This is a genomic window from Streptomyces chiangmaiensis (assembly GCF_036281785.1).
Taxonomy (GTDB): domain Bacteria; phylum Actinomycetota; class Actinomycetes; order Streptomycetales; family Streptomycetaceae; genus Streptomyces; species Streptomyces chiangmaiensis.
This window is the reverse complement of sequence record NZ_JAYWVC010000015.1, coordinates 16,529-38,514: the sequence shown is the minus strand read 5'-3', so window position 1 is coordinate 38,514 and position 21,986 is coordinate 16,529. Positions and strand designations below refer to the sequence as shown.

Genomic DNA, 21,986 nt, shown 5'->3' with positions numbered 1-21,986 from the left:
GTAAGTGCCGTGGTTTCTCAGGGCTTGCCGATCGGTGGGCACCGAGAGCGGGCGGGGGCGGATCCCCGGAGACGAGAGATGCTCAGCCGTGCCAGAGATCCGCAACGAGGCGTCGAGCTCGACGGCCTGGGTGTGGCCCGCGCGCGGCCGCCGGCCGGCGCGAGTCGTTCGCGATGTTGCGGCCCATGACCTGTCGAGGGTGCGGTCGGCGGTCAACAGGGCGACGCGCGATCCGTGGTCGGACAGCTCGGCCGCCTGGCGCTCGGCGCTGGGATGGGCACCGGCCGCTCTTCGTCGGTCAGTGGCCCGGCGATGGCCGGACGGTGAGGATCTGCTGGGCGTGTCCGACGGGCCCGTTGACGTCGTGCAGGACCGTGCCGGTGGGACCTTGTCCGGCCGGGCCGAAGACGACGGTGGTGTCCAGGCCGGTCCAGTCGCCTTCGGGTTGCCTGTGGAGGTGGACGGTCAGGTCGACGTTGGGGAACATCCAGGCTGTCGGGGGTTGTCGTACGGCGATGCCGTTGGCGGTGTCGACCAGGGTGAGGTAGGACGCCAGCGCGCTGCTGGGTTCGTCGGCGACGAGGTCGAGACGGGTGGAGACCCAGGCGGTCGTGCGGCCAGGCTGCGGTGGTGCGAGCGGGCGGACGTCCAGGGAGGCGATGTACCCACAGGGCCACACCGATGTCATGGGCCAGGAGGCGAGACCCTCGGGGTGGGTGAGCCGGTCTTCCGAGCCGCCGGCGACGACCCTGGTGTCCACAGTGGCGAGGAGCCACGCGCGGGCCCGGACCACCGGGCGGCCGGCGATGCGCACCACCGCTTCGAGGAGTTCGATGGCCCGAGGCCCACGCTCAGGATGGTGCGGCGGCCGAAGGCCGGGTGGACACCGGCGACGCCCACCAGGCCGCCGCCGACCCAACAGGTCTGGCAGGCGGTCGGAGGGCCGGCAGCCGAGGCGCCGAACGCTCCCGATCCGGCAGGGAGGCATTGACGGCGTACGCCTCGTCGATCATCGCGTAGACGGCGTACGCCTTCGCCGGCGGGTGCCTGACCAGGTGGAGCGGGAAGGAGAAGGCGTAGAAGACATGCCGGAAATCGACCACGAGGACGGTCAGCGCGACCGCGGCGAGCGGTGTGACGGCGGCCGTCATACCCAAGGCAGCAGTTCCAGGGAGCCGGCGATCGCGGACCGGGACAGGGCGGGGGTGAGCCACCAGGGGAGGCCGGCCTGGAGGACCAGCAGGCCGAGCGCGATGCCCAGGGGAAAGATGCCGGGGCCCGCGGAGAACGAACCACGCACGCATGCGGAGATCTGCCGGCGCCGGGTGGCCGGAGCGGGCGGTGCATCGGGCGCTGCCATCGGGGTCGGAACGTCGTGTCGCACCCCGTCATCGTCTCGTACAACGCGCGCCATGTGGTTGCGAATATTGCTCCCCATCCCCTCGATCGTGCAATCTTCTGTCTATGGATGCCATTGACAGGGCAATCATCACCGAGCTGGAACGAAACGGACGCTTGACCAACGTCGAGCTGGCACAGCGGGTGGGGCTCACCACCGGGCCGTGCCTGCGGCGCGTCCAGCGTCTGGAGGCGGACGGGGTCATCCGCGGCTACCGGGCCGTCATCGACCCCTCCGCCGTGAACCGCTCCTTCGAGGTCCTCATCGGGCTCACCCTCGAAGCACAGGACGCCGAGACCGTGGAGCGGTTCGAGCAGGCCCTGGCAGAGGCCGACGAGGTCGTCGAGTTGCGCAGACTGTTCGGCAGTCCCGACTATTTCGTGCGCGTGGGTGTGGCCGACCTGGCCACCTACGAGGCCTTCCTCAGCCGACGGGTCATGACGATCCCGCGGATCAAGAACGTCACCTCGCACTTCACGATGAAGACCGTGAAAGCCGCTCGGTAGCCGGCGGAGCGCGGGCTCAGGTCGCGGTGGTCCACCCGCCGCAGCCGGCGGGTGGACCGTGACGACGGGACCGGGACCACCGCCCAGGCAGCCGGTTGCAGCCCGAGCCGTGCGGGCGTTACCTGGAAGTATTCGGCGGTGAACGAGAGCACTCGCGGCCACGGTCGCAGGCCGACGGCCCGTCTCTTCGCGTGTGTGCTCCGGGGTCAGCGGCCCGCTGTCGCCGCCGTCATCCAGCGTTCGACGCGGAGGTGACCCAGGTGAAAGCCGTCGTCTATGAGAAGCCCTTCAGTGTGGCTGTGAGGGACGTCGACGATCCACAGATACAGCATCCGAACGACGTCCTCGTACGGGTCACGTCGACCGCCATCTGCGGGTCGGATCTGCACATGTACGAAGGCCGCACGGCTGCCGAGCCGGGTATCGTCTTCGGGCACGAGAACCTCGGCATAGTCGAGGAGACCGGTTCGGGCGTGACCTCCCTCTCCAAGGGGGACCGTGTGGTGATGCCCTTCAATGTCGCCTGCGGATTCTGCAAGAACTGCCTGGCGGGGGAGACCGGCTTCTGTCTGACGGTCAATCCGGGCTTCGCGGGCGGAGCTTACGGATACGTGGCGATGGGTCCGTACAAGGGTGGCCAGGCGGAGCTGCTGAGGGTGCCGTTCGCCGATTTCAACTGCTTGAAGCTGCCGCCGGGGGAGCAGTTCGAGACCGACTTCGTGCTGCTCGCCGACATCTTCCCGACCGGCTACCACGGCTGCGAACTCGCCCAGGTCTCCCCCGGTGAGAGCGTGGCCGTCTACGGCGCCGGACCGGTCGGGCTGATGGCCGCCTACTCCGCACTGCTGCGCGGCGCGTCCAAGGTGTTCTGCGTGGACCGGGTGCCCGAGCGTCTCGCCAAGGCGGAGCAGGCGGGAGCCATCTCCATCGACTTCACGAAGGGCGACCCAGCCGAGCAGATCAAGGAACACACACAGGGAGAGGGAACCGACAAGGGCGTGGACGCCGTCGGATACCAGGCCCAGGCACACGACGCGAGTCACGAGGAACCCGCCGTCGTCCTCAACGCGCTCGTCGAGACGGTGCGGCCGACCGGCAGGCTCGGCGTCCCGGGTCTGTACGTGCCCTCCGACCCGGGCGCACCCGATGAACACGCCAAGCATGGCCAGCTCCTGGTCTCCATCGGCAGAATGTTCGAGAAGGGCCAGAAGGTGGGCACCGGTCAGTGCAACGTCAAGCGGTACAACCGCCAGCTGCGCGATCTGATCATCGCGGGTCGTGCCAGGCCCAGCTTCGTGGTCTCGCACGAGCTGCCGCTGGATCAGGCTCCGCAGGCGTACGAGAAATTCGACAAGCGGGTCGAGGGCTACACCAAGGTGGTACTGCACCCGGGTCACGCACTGGCGGCATAGCGACAGAGACGGAGATCAGGAAACCGCGCAGCGGCCCTGCCGGGCGCGACCGGCTGCGGTTCGACGGCTGGATCGCCGGGATCGGCACGTCGTCCGGTGCGCGGGTGGTGGTCGGGCACTGGGCGCGGTCGCCGTTCGGGCCGTTCAGCGATGTGATGATCGAGCGGCACGACGGACACCGCGTCCTGCTCGCTCCCTCCCGGGAGACGGCGGACTTCATCGCCGGCACATACACCTTCGACGAGGTACGCGTGGTACCGGTCAGGGCCGATGTCGCGGGCAGGGAATGGACGGTCCGCGCGTCCTCCCTCGGACTGCGCTTCGTCGCCGGCCGCAGGGGCCTCGTGGGCCTCCTGCTCAGAGCCGTGCCCGGTCCGCTCGCCGCCCGTCCCGCCTGGGCCGCGTCGGTGGCCCTGCCCGCTCGGGTACTGCTGGGGGTCCGCACCCGCGGCAGGGCCGGCCGAGGCCGGTACGAATGGTACGGGGCGAAGGACCTGTGGCCCGTCGTCGCCGCCTCCGCCGGTTACGAGGGCCAGGACCTCGGCCACCTCGCACCGGTCGTGCCCCCCGTGCGATTCGGGTTCGGCTCGCCGCCCCGGAGGCCGTCCGTTGTGCGCGTCACCGTCACGGTGTCCCTGGAGCGCGAGAACGGCGGGGCGGCCCGGGACACCGCATGAGGGGCCATGGGCGTGCGACGTCGCGGGCCGACCGCGCCGCGTTCAGCCGTCCTTGTGCTGCCGCCGCTGCCGGTTGTGCCAGGCGACGGCGCGCCGGATCTGCTGCTCGTCCAGCCCAGTCCTGCAGGCCAGCTCCAACAGGCTGACAACCGGCGAGCCGGTGGTGAGAGCGCGTCCGATCTTCGCGGCCCACAGCTCTTCCTCCACGAACGGCCGACGCCGGTACGCTTCGCGGATGACCCCGAAATGGGTGTCGCTGCACGCCGTGATGAGACGCAGTCCGTCGAACCAGTCCTGGGTGGGATGCGCGGAGGAGGAGTCCGGAACATGCCCCCGAACTGCCTCGTCCCTGGGGAAGGCCGCGGCGCACAGGTCGCACAGCTCCAGCTGAGACGCCGCGGAGTGCCGCTCGCCCTTCTTCCGTTTTCTCATCGAGACTCCCGGGACGATGGCTCGGGAATTACGGATTGACGGATGCGTCGACGCGGAAACAAGCGATACGCCGTCGGACGGCGCCGTGCTGCGCCTGAGGTGCGATCCCACGATCTGAGCCGGACATTAGGAGTTACGGGTCTCCGCCCCGAGGACCCCGAGCCGGGGCGGAGGCTCGCCAGGTCGTGGCGGGCGCCGCGGGAGTCGGACACACGGTCCGCGTGGGATGAGCGGCCGCCGATGGCCGGGTGCCGTCCCGCGACATCCACTGGCGACAGCATCCGCAAACCGGAACCGTGTGCCGACCACCTGGGCGGGCGAAGGGCACCACTCCTTCGGCTCAGCCCGGCAGGCCCGTCCGGGGGAGCGCAGGAACGCTTCTGGAGGAAGTTCCCCTCAGAAGGAGGACGTTCATGAGCGCCACCCGACGCTCCCGCACACTGCGCAAGCCCCTGGCCGGATTCACGGCGCTGCTTGCCACCGCCGCCCTGACCGCCACCGCCCCGGCCCTGGCCACCCCGGCTGCCGCCGCCTCCCGGGCGACCTGCGGTGATCCCCCGGTGACCCTCGAACCGACCGCTCAAGCGTTCCTCGACAAACTTGCCGCGGCGGACGGCCCCCCGATCCAGGACCTGACGCCCGCCGCCGCCCGTCAGTCGCTCCTGGACCTCCAGGCCGCGTATCCGGTGGCCAAGCTGCCCGCCGACATCACCACCCGGACCATACCGGGCGGCCCCACCGGCTCGGTCTCCATCCGCATCGTCCGGCCCCACGGCGTGACCGGCAAGCTGCCCGCGGTGATGTACTTCCACGGCGGCGGCTGGGTCCTCGGAGATGCCTCCACCCACGACCGGCTCGTGCGCCAGATAGCCAACGGCGCCCGGGCCGCGGTGGTCTTCGTCAACTACACCTCGTCGCCGGAGGCCACATACCCGGTCGCCAACGAGCAGTCCTACGCCGCCACCAAGTGGGTCGCCGAGCACGGCGCCGAGATCGACGTCGACGGTTCCCGGCTGGCCGTGGCGGGCGACAGCGTCGGCGGCAACATGACCGCCGCCGTCACCCTGATGGCCAAGGAGCGTGGCGGCCCGAAGCTTGCCCAGCAGGTGCTGTTCTACCCCGTCACCGACGCCTCGTTCGACACCGAGTCCCACACGCGCTTCGCCACCGGCTGCTGGCTCACCGCGGCGGGCATGAAGTGGTTCTGGGACCAGTACGCTCCCGACACCTCGGTCCGCTCCCAGATCACCGCTTCCCCGCTGCGCGCCAGCACGGCCGAGCTGAGCGGCCTGCCGAAGGCGCTGGTCATCACGGACAGCGATGTGCTGCACGACGAGGGCCGCGCGTACGCCGAGAAGCTGCGCGCTGCCGGTGTGCCGCTCACTTACGTCAACTATCCCCGGATCATCCACGACTTTGTGATGCTCAACGGCCTCGCCGACAGTGAGGCGGCCAAGTCCGCGGTAGCGAAGGCCAACGCGGCTCTGCGCCACGCGCTGCACGACTGACGTGCCGAGCTGCCGCCGGTTCGGTTCCCGCGTCCGGGTCGGGCACCGCGCGGCCGAGTGACCCGCCTGACCGCCCGGGTGCGGGGCCGGTGAACGAGAGCCGAGCCCGCACCCGGGCCAAGGCGTGTCAGCGGCCGGCTGCGGACTCGACGGCAGCCCGGGCCGTGCGCTCCACCAGCGCGATGCCGTCGTTCATCGACGTGTTGCCGGCGGAGAGGACCGCGACCAGATAGCGGTGACCGTTCACCGTCACCTGCCCGATGCTGTTGATGTCCCACAGCCCGGTCGTACTGCGCTGCAGCCAGCCGTTCTTCAGCGCCCATCCGGAGCCCGCGGCCGACGAGACGCCCCACGCCTGGTCGCTCTCGATGTGGGTCATGAGCGTCCTGATGTACGCCCGGGAGGCCTCGTCGAGCGGCGCGGGGCCTGCGTTCGATGCGGAGCCGGTGTCGAACACCGCACGCAGGAGCCGTATCTGATCACTCGCCGTCGTCTGCGTGAGCCCCCACAGGAAGCCGTCACCGCCCTTCGTCGAGGTCAGTCCGAGTCGCTTGTTCGCCGCCTCCAGACCGGGCGCCCGGCCGATCTCACGCCACAGGGCGTTGGCGGAGGCGTTGTCGCTGTGCAGGATCATCGCCTCGGCGAGCTCGCGCTCGTGTGCGTCCAGTGTCCTTCCGGCGTCCTGCGCCTGGAGCAGCGCCGTCGCCAGAATGTCGACCTTGATGATGCTCGCGGTGTCGTAGGCGGTGTCGTCGCCGTGCACGGTGGTCGCGCGGTTCGAGCCGTCCAGGCTCAGTACCGCGGCCGTCACCCGTGCCTTGCTGCACGGCCGCACCGGTGCGGCGGACCCGGCCGTTCCGTCCGGTCGCGCCGTCGGGGCGGCCGCGGTCGCCGGTGACGGGTCGAGCGTGCCGGCGGAGACCAGCGCCGTCACCGACGCCAGGAGCACACCGGCGCAGGCGACGACGCGCCTGCCTCGGCGCCGGGCCGCGGTCTCCGGGTGCCGCACGGGGAGCAGTCGGTAGCGCATGGTGGAAGTGGCCTCTGCAGTTCGTGGGGGAGGGGCACTGAACTGCGAACGTAGACAAGACACCCGACCTATGAGGTGACCGCCGTCACTACGGCCGGCGATACGGCCCGGAATGTGGGGAGAACCACAGGCAAGGGTGTGCGTCGCGTCACAACCACTGCGCTGCTCTCGACTCCCGTCGATGCGCCCCGGCCGGCCCTCGCTCGGATCGTTCCGCCGTCGGCCCGGATCGGGCCGGCTTGCTGCACGGGTCAGGAGTCGTCGGCGTCCCGGGCCGAAGCGGGCGGCCTGAAGCACGCGTGGACGATCTTGCCGCCGGGGCAGGGCCGGGCGTACCAGTCGTCGGCGAGCGCGTCGACGAGCGACAGTCCGCGCCCGCCGAGGCGCTCGGTGCCGGGTGGGCGACGGGCGGGCAGGTCGCTGGCGGCGTCGTGGACGACCACGTACAGACAGCGCGTGTCCCAGGTCAGCACCAGTCGTGTGGAACTGTGGGCGTGCACATGGGCATTGGTCACCAGCTGCGAGACGGTCACCAGGACCGAGTCCACCCTCTGCGGCGCACACTCGGTCCAGCCCAGTGACTCCAGATGTTCGCGAGCCCGGTCACGAGCCACCTTGCCCCCGCTGTTCAGGGGCAGGCCGCGTGCCCATCCCACTGCCCTCATCCACGATGCGCCCACCGTGTCCCTCCCCGCCCGGGCCCTGCATGTGCCCTGACCCGCGCAGGACGCGTTGACGCGGTCGTGCAGGCCGGCGGACGAAGCGACCGCACACCGGCATGGCGCAGGGGACTCACGGCCGGCTGCTCCGGCGCGGTTGGCCGAGCGGCCCGGGGCGGATCATTACTGTTGGTGACTGCCGTCGGGAGGAGCCGGAATGGACACCCATGCGGTACCGAGTGGCAATACGGACCGGGCGATGCCGATCGCCGTGGTGATGCTCGTGGCCGCGTCCGGGGCTGTGGAGGCGATCTCGTTCACCGCGCTGGACCAGGTCTTCGCCGGTGTCATGACCAGCAATCTGGCGCTGCTCGGGATGGCGATCGGCCAGTCCCGTGGCGCAGGGGTGAGCGCGGCCGTGCTGGCCCTGGTGGGGTTCGGCGCGGGCGCCGCGGCGGTCGCCTGGGTCACCCGGGGCCGCGAGGGTGTGGCCACACACTGGCCCGCCCGTGTGATGTCCAGCCTTCTCGCGGAGGCGGTTCTGCTCGCCGTGGGCGCAGGGGCCTGGGCCGCCGTCGGGGGTGCGCCCGGACCGACACTGCGGGACGTCCTGCAGTGCGGCGCCGCGCTGGCGATGGGGGCGCAGGCCGCCGCCATGGTTGCGGCCGGGCGCGCGGCAGCCCCCACCACCTATCTGACCGGCACGCTGGCCACATACATCGTGCGGGGCGTCGGTCGTTCGGGGCGGGCGGACGGGTGGGTGCCCGCCCGGCTCGGGGGGCTGATCGTGGGTGCGGCGGCGGCCATGGCATTGCGAAGGGTGGCCCCGGCGTGGGCAGGAGCGCTGCCCGCCGTGCTGGTCACCGGAGCCGTTCTGCTTGCCTGGTGGCCCTTCAGCAAAGCCCGTCGCGGGCTCCTCACACCGGAGTGAGGGGGCGACCGTACTGGCTGGCGCCCGTGCCCTCGATGTTGGCGTACCGGAGGTCGTTCTCGACCTCTCCGCGTACATCCTCCACAGACGCGTCACCCTGGCTGAGCAGCCCGGTCACGGGAATGCCGCCGACCGTGGCCGAGGAGCACAAGAGGACCTCGGAGGTGCCGTGTTCGCCCACGACCAGAGCTTGAACATCACGCGGCCGGACGTGGAGCCGGTCGCCGACCGTACGCGGAAGCGCAGACTGTCGATCAGGGTTCCGATCGAGAACACCCGGTCGTGCCCGGTGCGTTGGCGGATGAGGTCGGCCAACGGGCCCGGTGGGTCGGTGACCACCATCAGCACCGCCTGCGGTACGACGGCGACGACCTGGTTCGACCAAGGACGGCACGGAGGCGGATCCGACCGCGCCCACTCCGACGACTGAGACCTTCATGTCGCCCCCTGCCCTGCGCCGGCGTCGGGCCTCGGTGCGGGTGCCTCGAGAGCCACCACGGCCTCGCTGGTGTACACCATGAAGGTGAGCGTCTCCTGGAAGTACAGCCGCACGCTGCTGTCGTCGTGCGACAGATAGCCGATGGACACGTCCTGACCGATGTGGAGTTCGAAGTCACCGCCCCGCGTGGACAGCAGGAAGGCGCCGTCGATGGCGGGTGCCCAGACGATGTCGCCGTCCAGGAGCCGGGCCATGTGCCTGATGACCGGGTAGCCGTAGTCGGAGGTCTCGCTGACGGCGGTGTATGCCTCCGCGCTGAGTGCCAGCGTGTAGGCCCCGCCAACACCCGCCAGCCGCAGAGCCGTTATGGCCTGACTGACGGCATTGGGGTACTCCCGCACCTCATAGGGCAGTGTCAGGGGCTGGTTGGACGAGCTCTCGCGCAGGCCCGTGACGCCGGCCGCCGCGTAGCCCTCGAACACCGCTCGGTCCTCGGCGTAGGCGAGTTGCCTGGCGGCGTCCTTGACCGGTTGCCAGTCGGCGTCCTTGGCTCCGCGGGCGACGTCGTCCACCTGCCCGCGGTCGACGACGAAGGGGACTCGCAGCTCCACCACGGGCTGAACGAGACGGGTACGAGCGATGATCCCCGCGGCGGGTGCCTCGATGGTCTGCAGATGGCCGGTGCCGACGCCGGACAGGTCGAGACCGCCGGGTTCGGGCACATCGACGATCCGGCGGGCCGCCACATGCCGCTTGAACGTACGCTGGGCCTCGTCCTCCAAGTCCGCCCAGGCGGCGGCGGAGATGGGCGCCAGTTCGCGGTGAAGGTTGTTCATCGGCGTCACTTGCCCTTCAGGTCGCCGATCCCGAGGGAGTCGTCCGGCGCTCGCGTCTGCCCGAGGAGCACCGTGTCGGTGTGGACGTGCGGGGAATCGGCGCCGGTCTCGGATTCGGTCTCCGACTCTTCCTCGCCGGGCGGGTCGGGAAGGTCGTCCAGGAAGTCGCTGGTGGGCACATGGAAGAGGGAACCGGTGACCGCGGTGGAGAAGTCCAGGATGCGATCGTGCGCCGCCGGCGGCGCACCCAGGAACATGCGCTCCAGCATCGTCTCGGTCACGGCGGGCGTGCGGGCGTACCCGATGAAGTACGTGCCGAACTCGCCCTCGCCGACAGTGCCGAACGGCATGTTGTCGCGCAGGATCTTGCGTTCCGTGCCGTCGGGATCGACGACCGTGGTGAGCGCGACATGGGAGTCGACCGGTTTGACCTCGTCGTCCAGTTCGACGTCGGACAGCTTCCGACGCCCGATCACCCTCTCCTGCGCCTCCACCGGAAGGGCGTTCCAGGCCTGGAGATCGTGGAGGTACTTCTGCACGATGACGTAGCTCCCGCCCGCGAAGGGCGGGTCCTCGTCACCGATCAGCACGGCCGCGCTCGCCACCGGCCCCACCGGGTTCTCCGTGCCGTCGACGAAGCCGAGCAGGTCCCGTACGTCGAAGTACTTGAACCCATGCACCTCGTCCCGCACCGTCACGGCCCCGCGCAGGCGTTCCATGATTTCGGCGGCCAGCGCGAAGCACAGGTCCGGTCGGGCGGCCCGGATGTGGAACAACAGGTCACCTGGTGTCGACACAGCGCGGTGCACCGGTCCGGTCAGCTCGCGAAAAGGGTGCAACTCGGCCGGGCGTGGCCCTGAGAACAGGCGGTCCCACGCCGCGGAACCGATGCCCGCGACACAGCTCAGCTGTCCGCTGGACGAGGCGCGGAAGCCGACGGCCCGCTGCAGCCCGTTCAGGTCGGACAGCAACGCACGGGTGCGCTCCTCGCCGTCTCGATCGACGGTCATCACCAGGAAGATCGCGGCAGCCGTCAACGGGGACAGCACCGACTGGGGGACCGGCTCGGGGGAACACTCGGCCACGGGCCACACCCCTTCCCAGGTCACGGGCGGGGCATGCGGATCCGTGAGCCGCCGCCTCGCCCCTGCGGGCCGCACATCGGCCGTTGACGATGGTGCGGCGGTGACGGGAAACGTTCTTTCACTCTAGGGTGGCCCCAACGGGTCTGCCACCGGTCGCCGAGGCGACCGCCTCGAGGAGATCGCGTCGACGACTCGGTTCTGCACCGCCGGACGGCCACGGGCGCCCGGCATGTGCGTGCACCACCGCGGCGCCTCCGCCTTTCGGCAGGGGGCCGTCTTCCTCGCGGGCGACACGTGACAAGTTCGCCAGGGTGTTCCCCTGACAGCCCGCAGAAGGCATGAAGGGACAAGCCGTGTGGGCCTGACCAAGGTTCACACCTCGACACCCCAGTGGGCCACCAGCACGTCACCGCCTGCGTGAGGACGCGGTCAGGCGGGCTGCCACAGCTCGACCCGATTGCCCTCAGGATCGGTGACCCAGCCGAATCGACCGACACCCTCCATGTCCTGCGTTTCTCCGGCCACGTCCGCTCCCTTGGCGCGCAATTGAGCGAGCATCGCATCCAGATCGCGGACCCGGAAGTTGAGCATGGTTTGCTGGACGCGGGACCCGAAGTAGTCGGTCTCGGTCTCGAACGTCGCGAACACCGTCAGCCCGGCTCCCTGACGCCACAGGCCGTTCTCATCGGCGTCCAGGCCCAGGCAATCGCGATACCACGCGCTCAGGGCCGCCGGGTCGGCGGCCCGAATGAAGTATCCACCGATTCCAAGCACACGTTCCATGCCGCCATCTTGCCAGGGCAGCGATCGGGCGGGCCGGCACCACACCATCGCCCGCTTCACCCACCGTCTCGATCGCGGGGGAACCGGTCAGTGCCGTATCAGGCAACGCTCGCCCCGGCGAGGCGTGAGTGATGATCGCGACCCCCGCCGGGCACCACGAACGGCGCGGCTACCTCCCTCAGCCCGCACGCGGCCGGGGCCCGCAAAGAGAGCCCCGGCCTGTGAACCCGACGACCACGCCGGCGAGACCGCCTAGCCGCAGTGCGTGTCGTGCTCCGGCCGCTGCCCCGTCGCGAGAAAGCGGGACACCGTGCGGTCACCGCAGGTGTTTCCGTTGGCGAGGTAGGCGTTGTGGCCGGTGGAGCCGACGGTCACCATGACGGCGCGGTCGCCGAGGGCCTCGCGGAGCTTCAGGGCACCGCTCAGCGGCGTGGCGACGTCGCGTTCGTTCTGCACCAGCACGATGCCCGACGGGCCGTGGTCGGTGATCCGCACCGGTGCCTGCCGTGGCGGATACGGCCACGCTGCACAGACCATGGCGTTGCGGGGCATGCCCGCGGTCAGCGGGTGCCTCCGCCGGCTCTCGGCGACGCCCTCCTGGTATTCGATGGCCGAGGCCGGCCACGCCGCGTCGTTGCAGAGTGTCGCGGCGCTGACCGCCGTGACGTTCTGCAGCACCGGCTCCGGCGGTTCGGCGGGCGCGGGCGGCACCGTGCCGTGCAGGGCGGCCAGCATCAGCTGCGCCAGAGCGGGGAACCGGCTGGGTGCGTAGAGGCTGTCCACCATGTTCTGGCGCAGCACGTTGCCGTTCAGTTCCCCGGGGTTCGCGCCCGGCCAGGGGATGGGCGTACGGTCGAGCCGTGCGGCCAGGCGCAGGAACAGCGGCCGCACCTCGGCCGGGGTCCGAGTCACCCGGTCCGGGTTGCCGGGTGCCGAGGCCCATCTGGCGAACTCGGGGAAGACGTCCTCCACACCGGTCTCGTATCCGGCGAGCCAGGCACGGGAGACCCGGGTGGGATCGGGGTCGTCGTTGCTGTCCAGCACGATGCGGCCGGTGCGGTGCGGGAACAGTTGACTGTAGACGGCACCTACGTATGTGCCGTACGAGACACCCCAGGCGGAGAGCCTGGGCTCCCCGAGCGCGGCGCGGATGCGGTCGATGTCGCGGGCCTCGTCGACCGTGCCGATGTGCTGGATGAGCGCACCGCCGTCACGAGCGCAGGCGTCCGCCACCCGCCGGGCAGTGACCATGTTCTCGGTGACGGACCCGTCCGGAGCCGGCCAGGGCCGAAGCTTCGAGGTGGCGAGATCGGCGCGGTCGAGACCGCAGCTGACGGAGGTTGAGGGCGCGAGTCCGCGCGGGGCGAAACCGATCAGGTCGTAGGCGTCGCGCACGTCCTGCGGCAGCTTCTGCCCCTTGCCCGAAGGGTCTGCGAGGCTGGAGGATCCGGGCCCGCCGGGGATCAGGAGCAGCACCCCGCGGCGGGCGACGGGATTCTCGCTGCGGATGCGGGAGATGACGACATCGACCTTCGGGCCACCTGGGTCGGCGTAGTCCATCGGCACCTTGACGGATGCACACTGCTGGCGCGGATCAAGCCCGCCGCCCTCGCATGCACCCCAGTGGAGGGAGTGCGCCGTGGAGTGCGCGGCCGCGGTTGCGGACGTGGTCAGTGGCGCGGTGAGACCGAGGAGGACAGTGCCGGCGGCGATCCAGGAGGCTCTCGTGCGGTTGGTCTGCTTCATGCACAGGAGCCTCGCGGATCACGCCCGGCCCTCACATACGGTCAACGTGCCTGTTTATACGGGGGTTTACCCCCGCTTCAGGCTTCGGGTCCGCCCAGCGCGAGGATCCGGAACCGAGTGCGTCACACGAGGGCGTCATTCGCCGTGGCGAGCCCGTTCGCCGCGCCGATCGGCCGTTGTCCGCGGCGGACGGGCCTCGACACGGCAGGGTGTCAGGCCGCCGCCGGTGCCGTTCGCGGTGTGTTGTCGGCGTTCGTTCGAATCCATGCGCCGTCAGCCGGGCCCATACCATGGATGGCTGGCTGCACGCAGGACGGCGCGTGCGGGTACAGGGCGGTCGCGGCCTTGGCCTTCGCCGGAATGGCGACGGTCAGCACACCGGCCGCACCGACAACGGCCACGGTCATGCACAGACGTCTCATCGGAGATCTCCCGCAAGGTCGGAGGAGGGGGTGTCTGCTCAACAAATACGCACACGACGCGCGTGATCCCGGAGGGCCATGCCGGGTTGGGACGGCAAAACCACCAGACGGACCATCAGATGTTCATACTGCACGGACAATGTGTGCCGGACCTGTCAGTCTCGTCCCACCGGACCCCACGGCATGCGAAGCCACTCGGCGCGGCGACAGTCGTTGGGAGAGCCGTCGGCGACTTGGCCCCGGCGGTGACGATCGGCGGCCGACGGCGGTACGGGACGGCAAGGGCCGGGGCCAGGAAGTGGGTCCGGTTGCGGGCCGGGACGACCGGGAGACGGCCTGCGATCCGGCCGTGCGGCTGCCCACGGGGATGCGGCTGGGCTCTTCCGGGGTACTGCCACTGTCCGTCGTCCGGCACAGATCCGATGCGTTCGGCATAGATCCAATACGTTCGGTCGGCACCCCAGTTGAGTCGCGGTGTGCGGCGCGATCAATGGGACGAGCGGCTGCCGGTGCGGTGGAGCGCTCCCTCCCGACCGGCTGCACAGGCACTGCGCGCCGATCACAGGGGCCACCGGGGGAAACGATGTGATGCCGCCAAGCCACGGAGGGGCACCCGGCCTCTCCCGGCCTACGGGTTCCCCCCACCGCCCGCACCGGCCACGCCGCCCGCGCGGTATTTTCCTGTTCCCCACTCGCCTCCTGCGCGTTTCGTGCAGCGACAACGCTCGAATTGTGCAGGCGTTCACATGAGCGTAACTCGCAGACTCGGTGGCCAAGCACACGGTCCGTGCCCACCGACATGCGGAGGCGGAATTCAATGCGGACGTTCGTCTATACATCCCGTCCCTCACGGGTGGTCTTCGGTTCCGGTACCGTCGGCCGGCTCCGCGAAGAGGTGGAGCGGCTCGGCAGGTCCCGGGTGCTGCTGCTGTCCAGCCCACCGCTGGCGGAGGCCTCCGCGCGGGTGCGCGAAGCACTCGGTGACCTGGTCGCCGCCGAGTTCGACGGCGCGGTGATGCACACCCCCGTGGAAGTGACCGAGCAGGCGCTCGCCGTGCTGCGGGAGGCGTCCGTCGACTGCCTGGTGGCCGTCGGCGGCGGCTCGACGACGGGCCTGTCGAAGGCGCTGGCGCTGCGCACGGACCTGCCGCAGGTGATCCTGCCGACCACATACGCCGGTTCCGAGGTGACCCCCGTACTCGGCGAGACCCGCGACGGACGCAAGGTCACACAGTCTTCCGACGCGATCCTGCCCGAGACCGTCGTCTACGACATCGACTTCACCTCGACCCTGCCCGTCGGCATGTCACTGACCAGCGGGGTGAACGCGATGGCGCACGCCGTGGAGGCGCTGTACTCCGCCGACGCCAACCCGGTCACCGACCAGCAGGCTCTCGACGCGATCTCCCGTATCGCCCGGGCGCTGCCCCGGCTGGCCGCCGACCCCGGCGACCCCGGCGCGCGCGCCGATCTGCTGCACGCGGCCTGGCTCGCCGGCACCTGCCTGGCCACCGTCGGCATGGGCCTGCACCACAAGCTGTGCCACACGCTCGGAGGCACCTTCGACCTGCCGCACGCCGAGACGCACACCGTCGTCCTCCCGTACGCCATGGCCTACAACGCGCCCGCCGCACCCGACGCCATGCGCCGCATCGCCGAGGCCCTCGGCACGGCGGACGCGCCTTCCGGCGTCCATGACCTGATCACGTCGCTGGGCGGTCCCACCTCGCTGCGCGGCCTCGGCATGCCGGAATCGGGCCTGGCCCGCGCGGCCGAGCTGGCCGCCGCGACGCCCTATCCGAACCCGCGCGAGGTGACCGCGGAGGGCGTGGCGGCGCTTCTGTCCGACGCCTGGGCCGGGCGCCGCCCGATCAGCCGGCCCACCACTGCCGCGGCCCAGGTGGCCCGCCTCACCGAGGAGGTCGTGGCCAGCTTCGCGCAGGCGCCGGATCCGCGCGTCCGCACCCTCCTCAGCGATCTCGTCCGGCGTCTGCACGGCTTCGTGACCGACAACGACCTCACCGACTCCGAGTGGCAGTACGCGATCGACTTCCTCACGCGTACCGGGCAGATCTCCGGTCCGACCCGGCAGGAGTTCGTGCTGCTGTCGGACACGCTCGGCATCTCCAGCGCCGTGGACCTGCTCACCAACTCCCGTACACCCGCCACCACTCCGTCCGCGGTGCTCGGCCCCTTCTACGTCGAGGGCCCGCCGGAGACCGAGCACGGCAGCGACATCTCCGGTGGCCTGCCCGGCACGCCGCTGTGGGTGGACGTACGGGTCCTGGACACGGCCGGTGAGCCCCTCAAGGACGCGGTCGTGGACGTCTGGCAGTCCAACGAGGACGGCTTCTACGACGTCCAGCTCCCCGACCTGGACGGACCGGTGCTCCGTGCCCGGCTGCGCACCGACGCCGAGGGCCGGATGACCTTCTGGTCGCTCCTGCCGGCCGCGTACCCGATCCCCGACGACGGGCCGGTCGGGCAGATGCTCGCCGCCGTCGGCCGCCACCCCTTCCGGGCACCCCACCTCCATTTCATGATCGACGCGCCCGGTCACCGGCGGCTCATCACCCAGCTGTTCGTGGGGGGCGGCGCCTACCTCGACAGCGACACCGTGTTCGGCGTCAAGGACGCGCTCGTCGTGGACTACACCCCGCACACAGGCCCCACCCCCGACGGCCGCCCCATCGACGGGGAGTGGCGCCGTCTCGAGTACACCTTCCACATCGCCCCGCTGGCCGGCTGACCCAGGAGCGCCCACCCATGACTCGCACGGACACCTACGACACCGACGTCCTGGTCGTCGGCAGCGGCCCCGCCGGAGGTTCGGCCGCTCTGCTGCTCGCCACGTACGGGATACGCACCCTGCTGGTGACGAAGTACGGCTGGCTGGCCAACACCCCGCGAGCCCACATCACCAACCAGCGCACGATGGAGGTGCTGCGCGATCTCGGCGTCGAGGGCGAGGCCCTCGCGGTCGGCAGCCCTTCCCACCTCATGGGCGACACGGTCCTGTGCACCGCCCTCGCCGGTGAGGAGATCGGCCGGATCCGCAGCTGGGGCACGGGCCCGGCCACACTGACCGAGTACACCTCCAAGAGCCCCTGCGAGATGATCGACCTGCCGCAGACCTACCTGGAGCCGATCCTGGTGAGCAAGGCGGCCGCGCGCGGCGCGAAGGTCCGCTTCGACACCGAGTTCCTCAGCTTCACCCAGGACGAGGAGGGCGTCACGGCGCTGTTGCGCGACCGGGTCCGCGGCGACGAATTCACCGTGCGCGCCCGCTATCTGATCGGCGCGGACGGTGGACGCAGCACCGTGGCGGAACAGCTCGGCCTGCCCTTCGACGGGCAGATGGGCAAGGCCGGCAGCATGAACATCGTCTTCAAGGCCGACCTCGAGCAGTACTGCGCCCACCGTCCGAGCGTCCTGTACTGGGTGCTGCGACCCGGGGCGGAGACGGGTGGCATCGGCATGGGCCTGGTCCGCATGGTCCGCCCATGGAACGAGTGGCTGCTGGTATGGGGCTACGACATCGAGCAGCCGCCACCGGCCATGGACGAGGAAGAGGCACGGCGCATCGTGCGCGACCTCATCGGTGACCCCGAGCTGCCCGTGGAGATCACCTCGACCTCACTGTGGACCGTCAACCACAGCTATGCCGCGACCTACGGCTCCGGGCGGGTGTTCTGTGCGGGCGACGCCGTGCACCGGCACCCGCCGTCCAACGGCCTCGGCTCCAACACCTCGATTCAGGACTCCTACAACCTCGCCTGGAAGCTCGCCATGGTGGTCCGCGGCGAGGCGGGACCCGCGCTGCTCGACAGCTACACGGCCGAACGCGCCCCCGTCGGGCGGCAGATCGTGGAGCGGGCCAACCTCAGCCGCGACCAGTTCGGTCCCATCTTCGACGTGCTCGGCGTCGGCGCCGGAAGCGACGAGGAGACCATCGCCGAGGGCCTGGCGGCGCTGCAGGCCTCGACGGCCGACGGTGCCAAGAAGCGGCGCCTCCTCGAGGACGCGATCCAGCTGAAGAACTACGAATTCAACGCGCACGGCGTCGAGATGAACCAGCGCTATGTCTCCGGTGCGGTCGTCCCGGGCGGCGGTCCCGACGAAGACTGGCAGACGGACGCGGAGCTGGTCGCGAGGCCGACGACCCGGCCGGGCGCCAAGCTCCCGCACGCCTGGCTGGTCGGCGCCGGAGGCGAGCGGGTCTCCACCCTCGACATCGTCGGCAAGGGCGTCTTCACCGTCCTCACCGGCCTGTCGGGCGGGATGTGGGACACGGCCGCGGACGCATGCCGGGACGAACTCGGCGTCCCGCTGCGGTCCGTGCGCATCGGTGACGCCGACTCCCGTGACGCGTACGGCGAATGGAGCCGCGTCTCGGAGATCGCCGAGGACGGTGTGCTGCTGGTGCGGCCGGACGGTCACATCGCATGGCGGCGCACCGGTGCCCCCGAGACGCCGGCATCGGCCCGCGAGGAACTGCTCGACGCCCTGCGTCAGGTACTCGGGCGGTAGGCGGCGGTCATGGACAAACAGGTGGCCACGGCCGAGGAGGCGTTGGCGGACGTGGCGGACGGGCAGTCGTTCGCTGTCGGAGGCTTTGGTCTGAGCGGGGTGCCGGAGGTCCTCATCGGCGCCCTCTACGCGAGCGGGGCGTGCGACCTTCAGGTGGTGTCGAACAACTGCGGCGTGGACGGCCGTGGCCTCGGTGTGCTGCTGGCCGAGGGCCGTATCGCCCGGGTCACCGGCTCGTACGTGGGTGACAACAAGGAGTTCGCGCGCCAGTACCTCGGGGGCGAACTGGAGGTCGAGCTGATCCCGCAGGGCACTCTCGCGGAACGGCTGCGTGCCGGCGGTTGCGGCATCCCGGCCTTCTTCACCCCGGCCGGCGTCGGCACACAGGTCCAAGAGGGCGGTCTGCCGTGGCGGTACGCCGCCGACGGATCGGTCGCCGTCGCCTCCCCGCCCAAGGAAGTGCGGGTCTTCGACGACACCGAGTACATCCTGGAGCGGGCCATCACCACCGACTACGCCTTGGTCAGGGCCGCCCGCGGCGACCGGCACGGCAACCTCGTCTTCCACCGCGCGGCCCGCAATTTCAACCCGCTGGCGGCGATGGCCGGCCGCATCACCGTGGCCGAGGTGGAGGAGCTGGTCGAACCGGGCCTGCTCGACCCCGACGAGGTGCACGTGCCGGGCGTGTTCGTGCAGCGCGTCGTGGCGCTCACCCCCGAACAGGCCGCCGACAAGGGGATCGAGAAGAGGACGGTGCGCTAGCGATGAGACGGCATCCTTCCTGGTCCTCGTGCAAGGTGGTGCGTACGCCGTGAGCTGGAGCAGACTTGAGATGGCGGCACGGGCCGCGCGCGAGCTGCGCGACGGCGACTACGTCAACCTCGGCATCGGACTGCCCACGCTGGTGGCCGACCACCTGCCGCCGGACGTCGACGTCGTCCTGCACTCCGAGAACGGACTGCTCGGCGTCGGACCGTACCCGACGCCCGATGAGGTCGACGCCGACCTCATCAACGCGGGCAAGGAGACCGTCACCGCACGGCCCGGGGCGTCCTTCTTCGACTCGTCGCTCTCCTTCGGCATGATCCGCGGCGGGCACATCGACACCGCCGTCCTGGGCGCGCTGCAGGTGTCGGCGCGCGGCGATCTGGCCAACTGGGCGGTGCCCGGCAAGATGATCAAAGGCATGGGTGGTGCCATGGACCTCGTCCACGGCGCCCGCCGGGTGGTGGTGCTGATGGAGCACACCGCGAGGGACGGAGCCCCCAAGATCGTCGAAGAGTGCACCCTGCCGCTGACGGGACGGGCGTGCGTGGACCGGATCATCACCGACCTGTGTGTTCTGGATGTCACCCCGTGGGGCCTGGAACTGGTGGAGACCGCGCCCGGAGTGACGGCTTCCCAAGTCGTCGCGCGGACCCCCGTAGTCGTCAACTGCTGACCCTGAAAGGAGCCCTCGATGATCGAGCGACCACGTGACGTGTACATCGTCGACGCCGTCCGTACCCCCTTCGGCCGCTACGGTCGCGCCCTGTCTGGCATACGCCCGGACGACCTCGCGGCGGACGTGCTTCGTGCCCTCCTGGACCGCAGTCCGGACCTGGACCCGGCCCGCATCGACGACGTGCTGTTCGGCAACGCCAACGGAGCAGGCGAGGAGAACCGCGACGTGGCCCGTATGGCCGTGCTGCTGGCGGGGCTCCCGGTCACCGTGCCCGGCGCCACGGTCAACCGGCTCTGCGGCTCCAGCATGGAGGCCGTCATCCAGGCGGCCCGCGCCATCGCTCTCGGTGACGCCTCCGTCGCCGTCGCCGGCGGCGTCGAGTCCATGAGCCGCGCTCCCTGGGTGCTGCCCAAGCCGGAGCGGGCCTTTCCCGCGAAGGACCAGCGGCTGCACTCGACGACGCTCGGCTGGCGGCTGATCAACCCGAAGATGCCCGAGGAGTGGACGATCCCGCTCGGTGAGAGCGCGGAGCTCGTCGGGGCCAAATACGGCATCACCCGTGAGGACCAGGACGCGTTCGCGCTCGCCAGCCACCGCAACGCCGCACGCGCCTGGAGTGAGGGGCTGTACGACGGTGAGGTGGTCCCCACCGGGGGCGTGGAGCTGCCGCGCGACGAGAACATCCGCGACAACACCTCTCTGGAGGCCCTTGCCGCGCTGAAGCCGGCGTTCCTCGCGGGCGGCACCGTCACCGCCGGAAACTCCTCCCCGCTGAACGACGGGGCGGCCGCCCTCCTGCTCGCCGACGAGGAAGGTCTCGCCGCGATCGGCCGGGAGCCCCTCGCGCGGGTGCGTGCGACCGCGGTCACGGGAATCGACCCGCGCTACTTCGGACTCGGCCCGGTGGACGCCATCCGCAAGGTGCTGACCAAGGCGGATGTGGCTCCCGGCGATCTGCACACGATCGAGCTCAACGAGGCCTACGCCGCCCAGGTGCTGGCCTGCCTGGCCGCACTGCCGGAACTCGATCCCGCCGTCGTCAATCCGCGCGGCGGTGCCATCGCCATCGGCCACCCGCTGGGCGCCTCGGGCGCCCGCATCACCGGCGCGGTCGCCCACCAGCTTGCCGCGGCGGGCACGGGCAAGGGTCTGGCGGCGCTGTGCATCGGGGTGGGTCAGGCGCTGGCGCTGGTACTGGAACGCTGAGACGCAAGGCCCTCCCGCCGTGCGCGGCTGCCTCAGCTCGAGCGGCGCAGGGCCCCCGGGGTCGTACCGAGCCGGTCGCGCATCACCCGGGTCAGATGCTCCTGGTGGGAGAAGCCGCACTCGACGGCGACCTCCCCGATCCCCCGGGCCCCGGTGCGCAGCAGCCGACAGGCCTGCTCCAGCCGCAATGACAGCAGGTACTGGTGGGGAGACTTCCCCGTGCTCGCCCGGAACTGCCGTGTGAACTGGCTGCTGCTCAGCGAGACCGCGGCGGCGAGGTCGGCGATCGGAAGTGGTTCGGCGAGGCGCTCCTCCATGAGCTCGCGCACGGTGGCGAGCTGCTTGTCGGACAAGCCGGACCGGAGCGGGCGCGGCTCGACGTGGGTGGTGCCGTGCCGCCGGACGAGCTGGGCTGCGAGCATCCCGGTCAGCTGGTCCGCATACGTCCTGGCCGACGGCTCCCATCGCCGCGCCGTGCCCTCCAGCGCCAGCAGGAGCTGCTCGACGAGCGGATCGGCGGCGCCGAGCTCCTCGGACAGCTCCACGGGCCGCCCGTCATTGGCTTCGCGCAGCGCCTCGTCCGTGAGATAGGCGTGGACCGTGTCGAGCCGCCCGCCGAGCTCGACGGACAGGGTCCGGCCGGCGGGCTGCAGGAACAGCCCTCCGGCGGGGATCTTCCGTGCCCGAGTCCTCTGACCCCGCCCCCGCCGCACGGTGACGGGCCCGCTGAGATGCAGGATCAGCAGATGCGTGGGTGCCGGATCGAATTCGGCGTGATACGGCTGCTCCTCCTGTGTCGAGAGGTACAGCCGCTCCCATCCGAGCCCGGCACTGCTGCGCCGCGGGCGCACGCCGGGCTGCTGCAGAATCCCCACCGTGTCGCTCAAACCGAGCTCTGTCATGGTGCGACCTCCTACTGGCCCCCTGATTGAACAATAAAC

Annotated in this window: 23 protein-coding genes and 1 pseudogene; 11 read left to right on the top strand and 13 right to left on the bottom strand. The window is 70.6% G+C overall.

The features are described 5' to 3' along the window. Positions 1-298 precede the first annotated feature (298 nt). The 3 genes and pseudogenes from VXC91_RS07510 to VXC91_RS07500 all read right to left on the bottom strand — a co-directional run. Positions 299-850, bottom strand: a pseudogene (locus VXC91_RS07510) (thioesterase family protein); the annotation flags it as partial. A gap of 1 nt (position 851) precedes the next feature. Then, on the bottom strand, positions 852-1,151 hold the full coding sequence (locus tag VXC91_RS07505) for an AzlC family ABC transporter permease (protein ID WP_329506076.1): 300 nt from the start codon (positions 1,149-1,151) through the stop codon (positions 852-854). Beyond that, positions 1,148-1,384, bottom strand: a complete 237-nt coding sequence (locus VXC91_RS07500) for a hypothetical protein (protein ID WP_329506075.1) — start codon at positions 1,382-1,384, stop codon at positions 1,148-1,150. Before VXC91_RS07500 ends, VXC91_RS07505 begins: the two co-directional genes overlap by 4 nt. 80 nt (positions 1,385-1,464) lie before the next feature. Here VXC91_RS07500 and VXC91_RS07495 point away from each other — a divergent pair, with 80 nt between their 5' ends. From VXC91_RS07495 to VXC91_RS07485, 3 genes are all read left to right on the top strand, one after another. After that, positions 1,465-1,905: an Lrp/AsnC family transcriptional regulator gene (locus VXC91_RS07495; RefSeq protein WP_329506074.1), complete on the top strand. Its 441-nt coding sequence runs from the start codon at positions 1,465-1,467 to the stop codon at positions 1,903-1,905. Between the two features lie 260 nt (positions 1,906-2,165). Beyond that, on the top strand, positions 2,166-3,317 hold the full coding sequence (locus VXC91_RS07490) for a glutathione-independent formaldehyde dehydrogenase (RefSeq protein ID WP_329506131.1): 1,152 nt from the start codon (positions 2,166-2,168) through the stop codon (positions 3,315-3,317). A 104-nt stretch (positions 3,318-3,421) separates the two neighbouring features. Then, positions 3,422-3,994: a hypothetical protein gene (locus VXC91_RS07485; protein WP_329506073.1), complete on the top strand. Its 573-nt coding sequence runs from the start codon at positions 3,422-3,424 to the stop codon at positions 3,992-3,994. 42 nt (positions 3,995-4,036) lie between these two features. Here VXC91_RS07485 and VXC91_RS07480 read toward each other — a convergent pair whose 3' ends face one another. Continuing rightward, a complete protein-coding gene (locus VXC91_RS07480) occupies positions 4,037-4,426 on the bottom strand; it encodes a hypothetical protein (RefSeq protein WP_329506072.1) in 390 nt (129 codons plus the stop codon). 413 nt (positions 4,427-4,839) lie between these two features. On the opposite strand from VXC91_RS07480, the gene VXC91_RS07475 reads away from it, so the two are divergent. Next, on the top strand, positions 4,840-5,934 hold the full coding sequence (locus tag VXC91_RS07475) for an alpha/beta hydrolase (RefSeq protein WP_329506070.1): 1,095 nt from the start codon (positions 4,840-4,842) through the stop codon (positions 5,932-5,934). 127 nt (positions 5,935-6,061) lie between these two features. Here the strand turns inward: VXC91_RS07475 and VXC91_RS07470 are convergent, their stop codons facing one another. Then, the gene (locus VXC91_RS07470) at positions 6,062-6,964 is read right to left on the bottom strand and encodes a serine hydrolase (RefSeq protein ID WP_329506068.1); all 903 of its coding nucleotides are present in this window, start codon (positions 6,962-6,964) and stop codon (positions 6,062-6,064) included. Positions 6,965-7,215: 251 nt separating this feature from the next. Continuing rightward, positions 7,216-7,629 carry an ATP-binding protein gene (locus VXC91_RS07465; RefSeq protein ID WP_329506066.1) on the bottom strand — a complete coding sequence of 138 codons (414 nt, stop codon included), beginning with the start codon at positions 7,627-7,629 and terminating at the stop codon, positions 7,216-7,218. A 211-nt stretch (positions 7,630-7,840) separates the two neighbouring features. Here VXC91_RS07465 and VXC91_RS07460 point away from each other — a divergent pair, with 211 nt between their 5' ends. After that, positions 7,841-8,554 (top strand): DUF1275 family protein, encoded by a 714-nt coding sequence (locus VXC91_RS07460; RefSeq protein WP_329506064.1) that lies wholly within the window; start codon positions 7,841-7,843, stop codon positions 8,552-8,554. Here the strand turns inward: VXC91_RS07460 and VXC91_RS07455 are convergent. Beyond that, a complete protein-coding gene (locus tag VXC91_RS07455) occupies positions 8,541-8,735 on the bottom strand; it encodes a hypothetical protein (protein WP_329506063.1) in 195 nt (64 codons plus the stop codon). The two genes, VXC91_RS07460 and VXC91_RS07455, sit on opposite strands and share 14 nt — an antisense overlap. A 9-nt stretch (positions 8,736-8,744) precedes the next feature. Here VXC91_RS07455 and VXC91_RS07450 point away from each other — a divergent pair, with 9 nt between their 5' ends. Next, positions 8,745-8,984, top strand: coding sequence for a hypothetical protein (locus tag VXC91_RS07450; protein ID WP_329506061.1), 240 nt, complete (start codon positions 8,745-8,747; stop codon positions 8,982-8,984). A 5-nt stretch (positions 8,985-8,989) separates the two neighbouring features. On the opposite strand, the gene VXC91_RS07445 is transcribed toward VXC91_RS07450, so the two are convergent. The 5 genes from VXC91_RS07445 to VXC91_RS07425 form a co-directional block, all read right to left on the bottom strand. Beyond that, positions 8,990-9,829, bottom strand: a complete 840-nt coding sequence (locus VXC91_RS07445; protein WP_329506059.1) for a family 1 encapsulin nanocompartment shell protein — start codon at positions 9,827-9,829, stop codon at positions 8,990-8,992. 5 nt (positions 9,830-9,834) lie between these two features. Continuing rightward, positions 9,835-10,839 (bottom strand): Dyp-type peroxidase, encoded by a 1,005-nt coding sequence (locus tag VXC91_RS07440; protein ID WP_408057344.1) that lies wholly within the window; start codon positions 10,837-10,839, stop codon positions 9,835-9,837. Positions 10,840-11,343: 504 nt separating this feature from the next. Further along, the gene (locus VXC91_RS07435; RefSeq protein WP_329506057.1) at positions 11,344-11,697 is read right to left on the bottom strand and encodes a VOC family protein; all 354 of its coding nucleotides are present in this window, start codon (positions 11,695-11,697) and stop codon (positions 11,344-11,346) included. Positions 11,698-11,949: 252 nt separating this feature from the next. Then, entirely contained in the window at positions 11,950-13,443 is a 1,494-nt protein-coding gene (locus VXC91_RS07430) for an alpha/beta hydrolase (RefSeq protein ID WP_329506056.1), read from the bottom strand. Positions 13,444-13,655: 212 nt separating this feature from the next. Beyond that, positions 13,656-13,850 (bottom strand): hypothetical protein, encoded by a 195-nt coding sequence (locus VXC91_RS07425; protein ID WP_329506055.1) that lies wholly within the window; start codon positions 13,848-13,850, stop codon positions 13,656-13,658. 832 nt (positions 13,851-14,682) lie between these two features. Here VXC91_RS07425 and VXC91_RS07420 point away from each other — a divergent pair. Genes VXC91_RS07420 through VXC91_RS07400 form a run of 5 tightly spaced genes read left to right on the top strand, consistent with a single transcriptional unit; the run spans position 14,683 to position 21,045 of the window. Beyond that, the gene (locus tag VXC91_RS07420) at positions 14,683-16,614 is read left to right on the top strand and encodes a maleylacetate reductase and hydroxyquinol 1,2-dioxygenase domain-containing protein (RefSeq protein ID WP_329506054.1); all 1,932 of its coding nucleotides are present in this window, start codon (positions 14,683-14,685) and stop codon (positions 16,612-16,614) included. A gap of 17 nt (positions 16,615-16,631) precedes the next feature. Then, positions 16,632-18,395 (top strand): FAD-dependent oxidoreductase, encoded by a 1,764-nt coding sequence (locus tag VXC91_RS07415; RefSeq protein ID WP_329506052.1) that lies wholly within the window; start codon positions 16,632-16,634, stop codon positions 18,393-18,395. 9 nt (positions 18,396-18,404) lie between these two features. Next, positions 18,405-19,157 carry a CoA transferase subunit A gene (locus tag VXC91_RS07410; protein ID WP_329506051.1) on the top strand — a complete coding sequence of 251 codons (753 nt, stop codon included), beginning with the start codon at positions 18,405-18,407 and terminating at the stop codon, positions 19,155-19,157. A 49-nt stretch (positions 19,158-19,206) separates the two neighbouring features. After that, entirely contained in the window at positions 19,207-19,836 is a 630-nt protein-coding gene (locus VXC91_RS07405; protein ID WP_329506049.1) for a CoA transferase subunit B, read from the top strand. Between the two features lie 18 nt (positions 19,837-19,854). Continuing rightward, positions 19,855-21,045 (top strand): thiolase family protein, encoded by a 1,191-nt coding sequence (locus VXC91_RS07400; RefSeq protein WP_329506048.1) that lies wholly within the window; start codon positions 19,855-19,857, stop codon positions 21,043-21,045. 32 nt (positions 21,046-21,077) lie between these two features. On the opposite strand, the gene VXC91_RS07395 is transcribed toward VXC91_RS07400, so the two are convergent. Then, a complete protein-coding gene (locus VXC91_RS07395) occupies positions 21,078-21,947 on the bottom strand; it encodes an AraC family transcriptional regulator (protein ID WP_329506046.1) in 870 nt (289 codons plus the stop codon). Positions 21,948-21,986 lie beyond the last annotated feature (39 nt).

Bases quoted from the DNA above. Each gene is read 5' to 3' on its own strand.
- VXC91_RS07505 (WP_329506076.1), bottom strand. From the start codon at position 1,151: ATGACGGCCGCCGTCACACCGCTCGCCGCGGTCGCGCTGACCGTCCTC.
- VXC91_RS07495 (WP_329506074.1), top strand. From the start codon at position 1,465: ATGGATGCCATTGACAGGGCAATCATCACCGAGCTGGAACGAAACGGA.
- VXC91_RS07480 (WP_329506072.1), bottom strand. From the start codon at position 4,426: ATGAGAAAACGGAAGAAGGGCGAGCGGCACTCCGCGGCGTCTCAGCTG.
- VXC91_RS07475 (WP_329506070.1), top strand. From the start codon at position 4,840: ATGAGCGCCACCCGACGCTCCCGCACACTGCGCAAGCCCCTGGCCGGA.
- VXC91_RS07470 (WP_329506068.1), bottom strand. From the start codon at position 6,964: ATGCGCTACCGACTGCTCCCCGTGCGGCACCCGGAGACCGCGGCCCGG.
- VXC91_RS07465 (WP_329506066.1), bottom strand. From the start codon at position 7,629: ATGAGGGCAGTGGGATGGGCACGCGGCCTGCCCCTGAACAGCGGGGGC.
- VXC91_RS07460 (WP_329506064.1), top strand. From the start codon at position 7,841: ATGGACACCCATGCGGTACCGAGTGGCAATACGGACCGGGCGATGCCG.
- VXC91_RS07445 (WP_329506059.1), bottom strand. From the start codon at position 9,829: ATGAACAACCTTCACCGCGAACTGGCGCCCATCTCCGCCGCCGCCTGG.
- VXC91_RS07440 (WP_408057344.1), bottom strand. From the start codon at position 10,839: ATGACCGTCGATCGAGACGGCGAGGAGCGCACCCGTGCGTTGCTGTCC.
- VXC91_RS07435 (WP_329506057.1), bottom strand. From the start codon at position 11,697: ATGGAACGTGTGCTTGGAATCGGTGGATACTTCATTCGGGCCGCCGAC.
- VXC91_RS07430 (WP_329506056.1), bottom strand. From the start codon at position 13,443: ATGAAGCAGACCAACCGCACGAGAGCCTCCTGGATCGCCGCCGGCACT.
- VXC91_RS07425 (WP_329506055.1), bottom strand. From the start codon at position 13,850: ATGACCGTGGCCGTTGTCGGTGCGGCCGGTGTGCTGACCGTCGCCATT.
- VXC91_RS07420 (WP_329506054.1), top strand. From the start codon at position 14,683: ATGCGGACGTTCGTCTATACATCCCGTCCCTCACGGGTGGTCTTCGGT.
- VXC91_RS07415 (WP_329506052.1), top strand. From the start codon at position 16,632: ATGACTCGCACGGACACCTACGACACCGACGTCCTGGTCGTCGGCAGC.
- VXC91_RS07410 (WP_329506051.1), top strand. From the start codon at position 18,405: ATGGACAAACAGGTGGCCACGGCCGAGGAGGCGTTGGCGGACGTGGCG.
- VXC91_RS07400 (WP_329506048.1), top strand. From the start codon at position 19,855: ATGATCGAGCGACCACGTGACGTGTACATCGTCGACGCCGTCCGTACC.
- VXC91_RS07395 (WP_329506046.1), bottom strand. From the start codon at position 21,947: ATGACAGAGCTCGGTTTGAGCGACACGGTGGGGATTCTGCAGCAGCCC.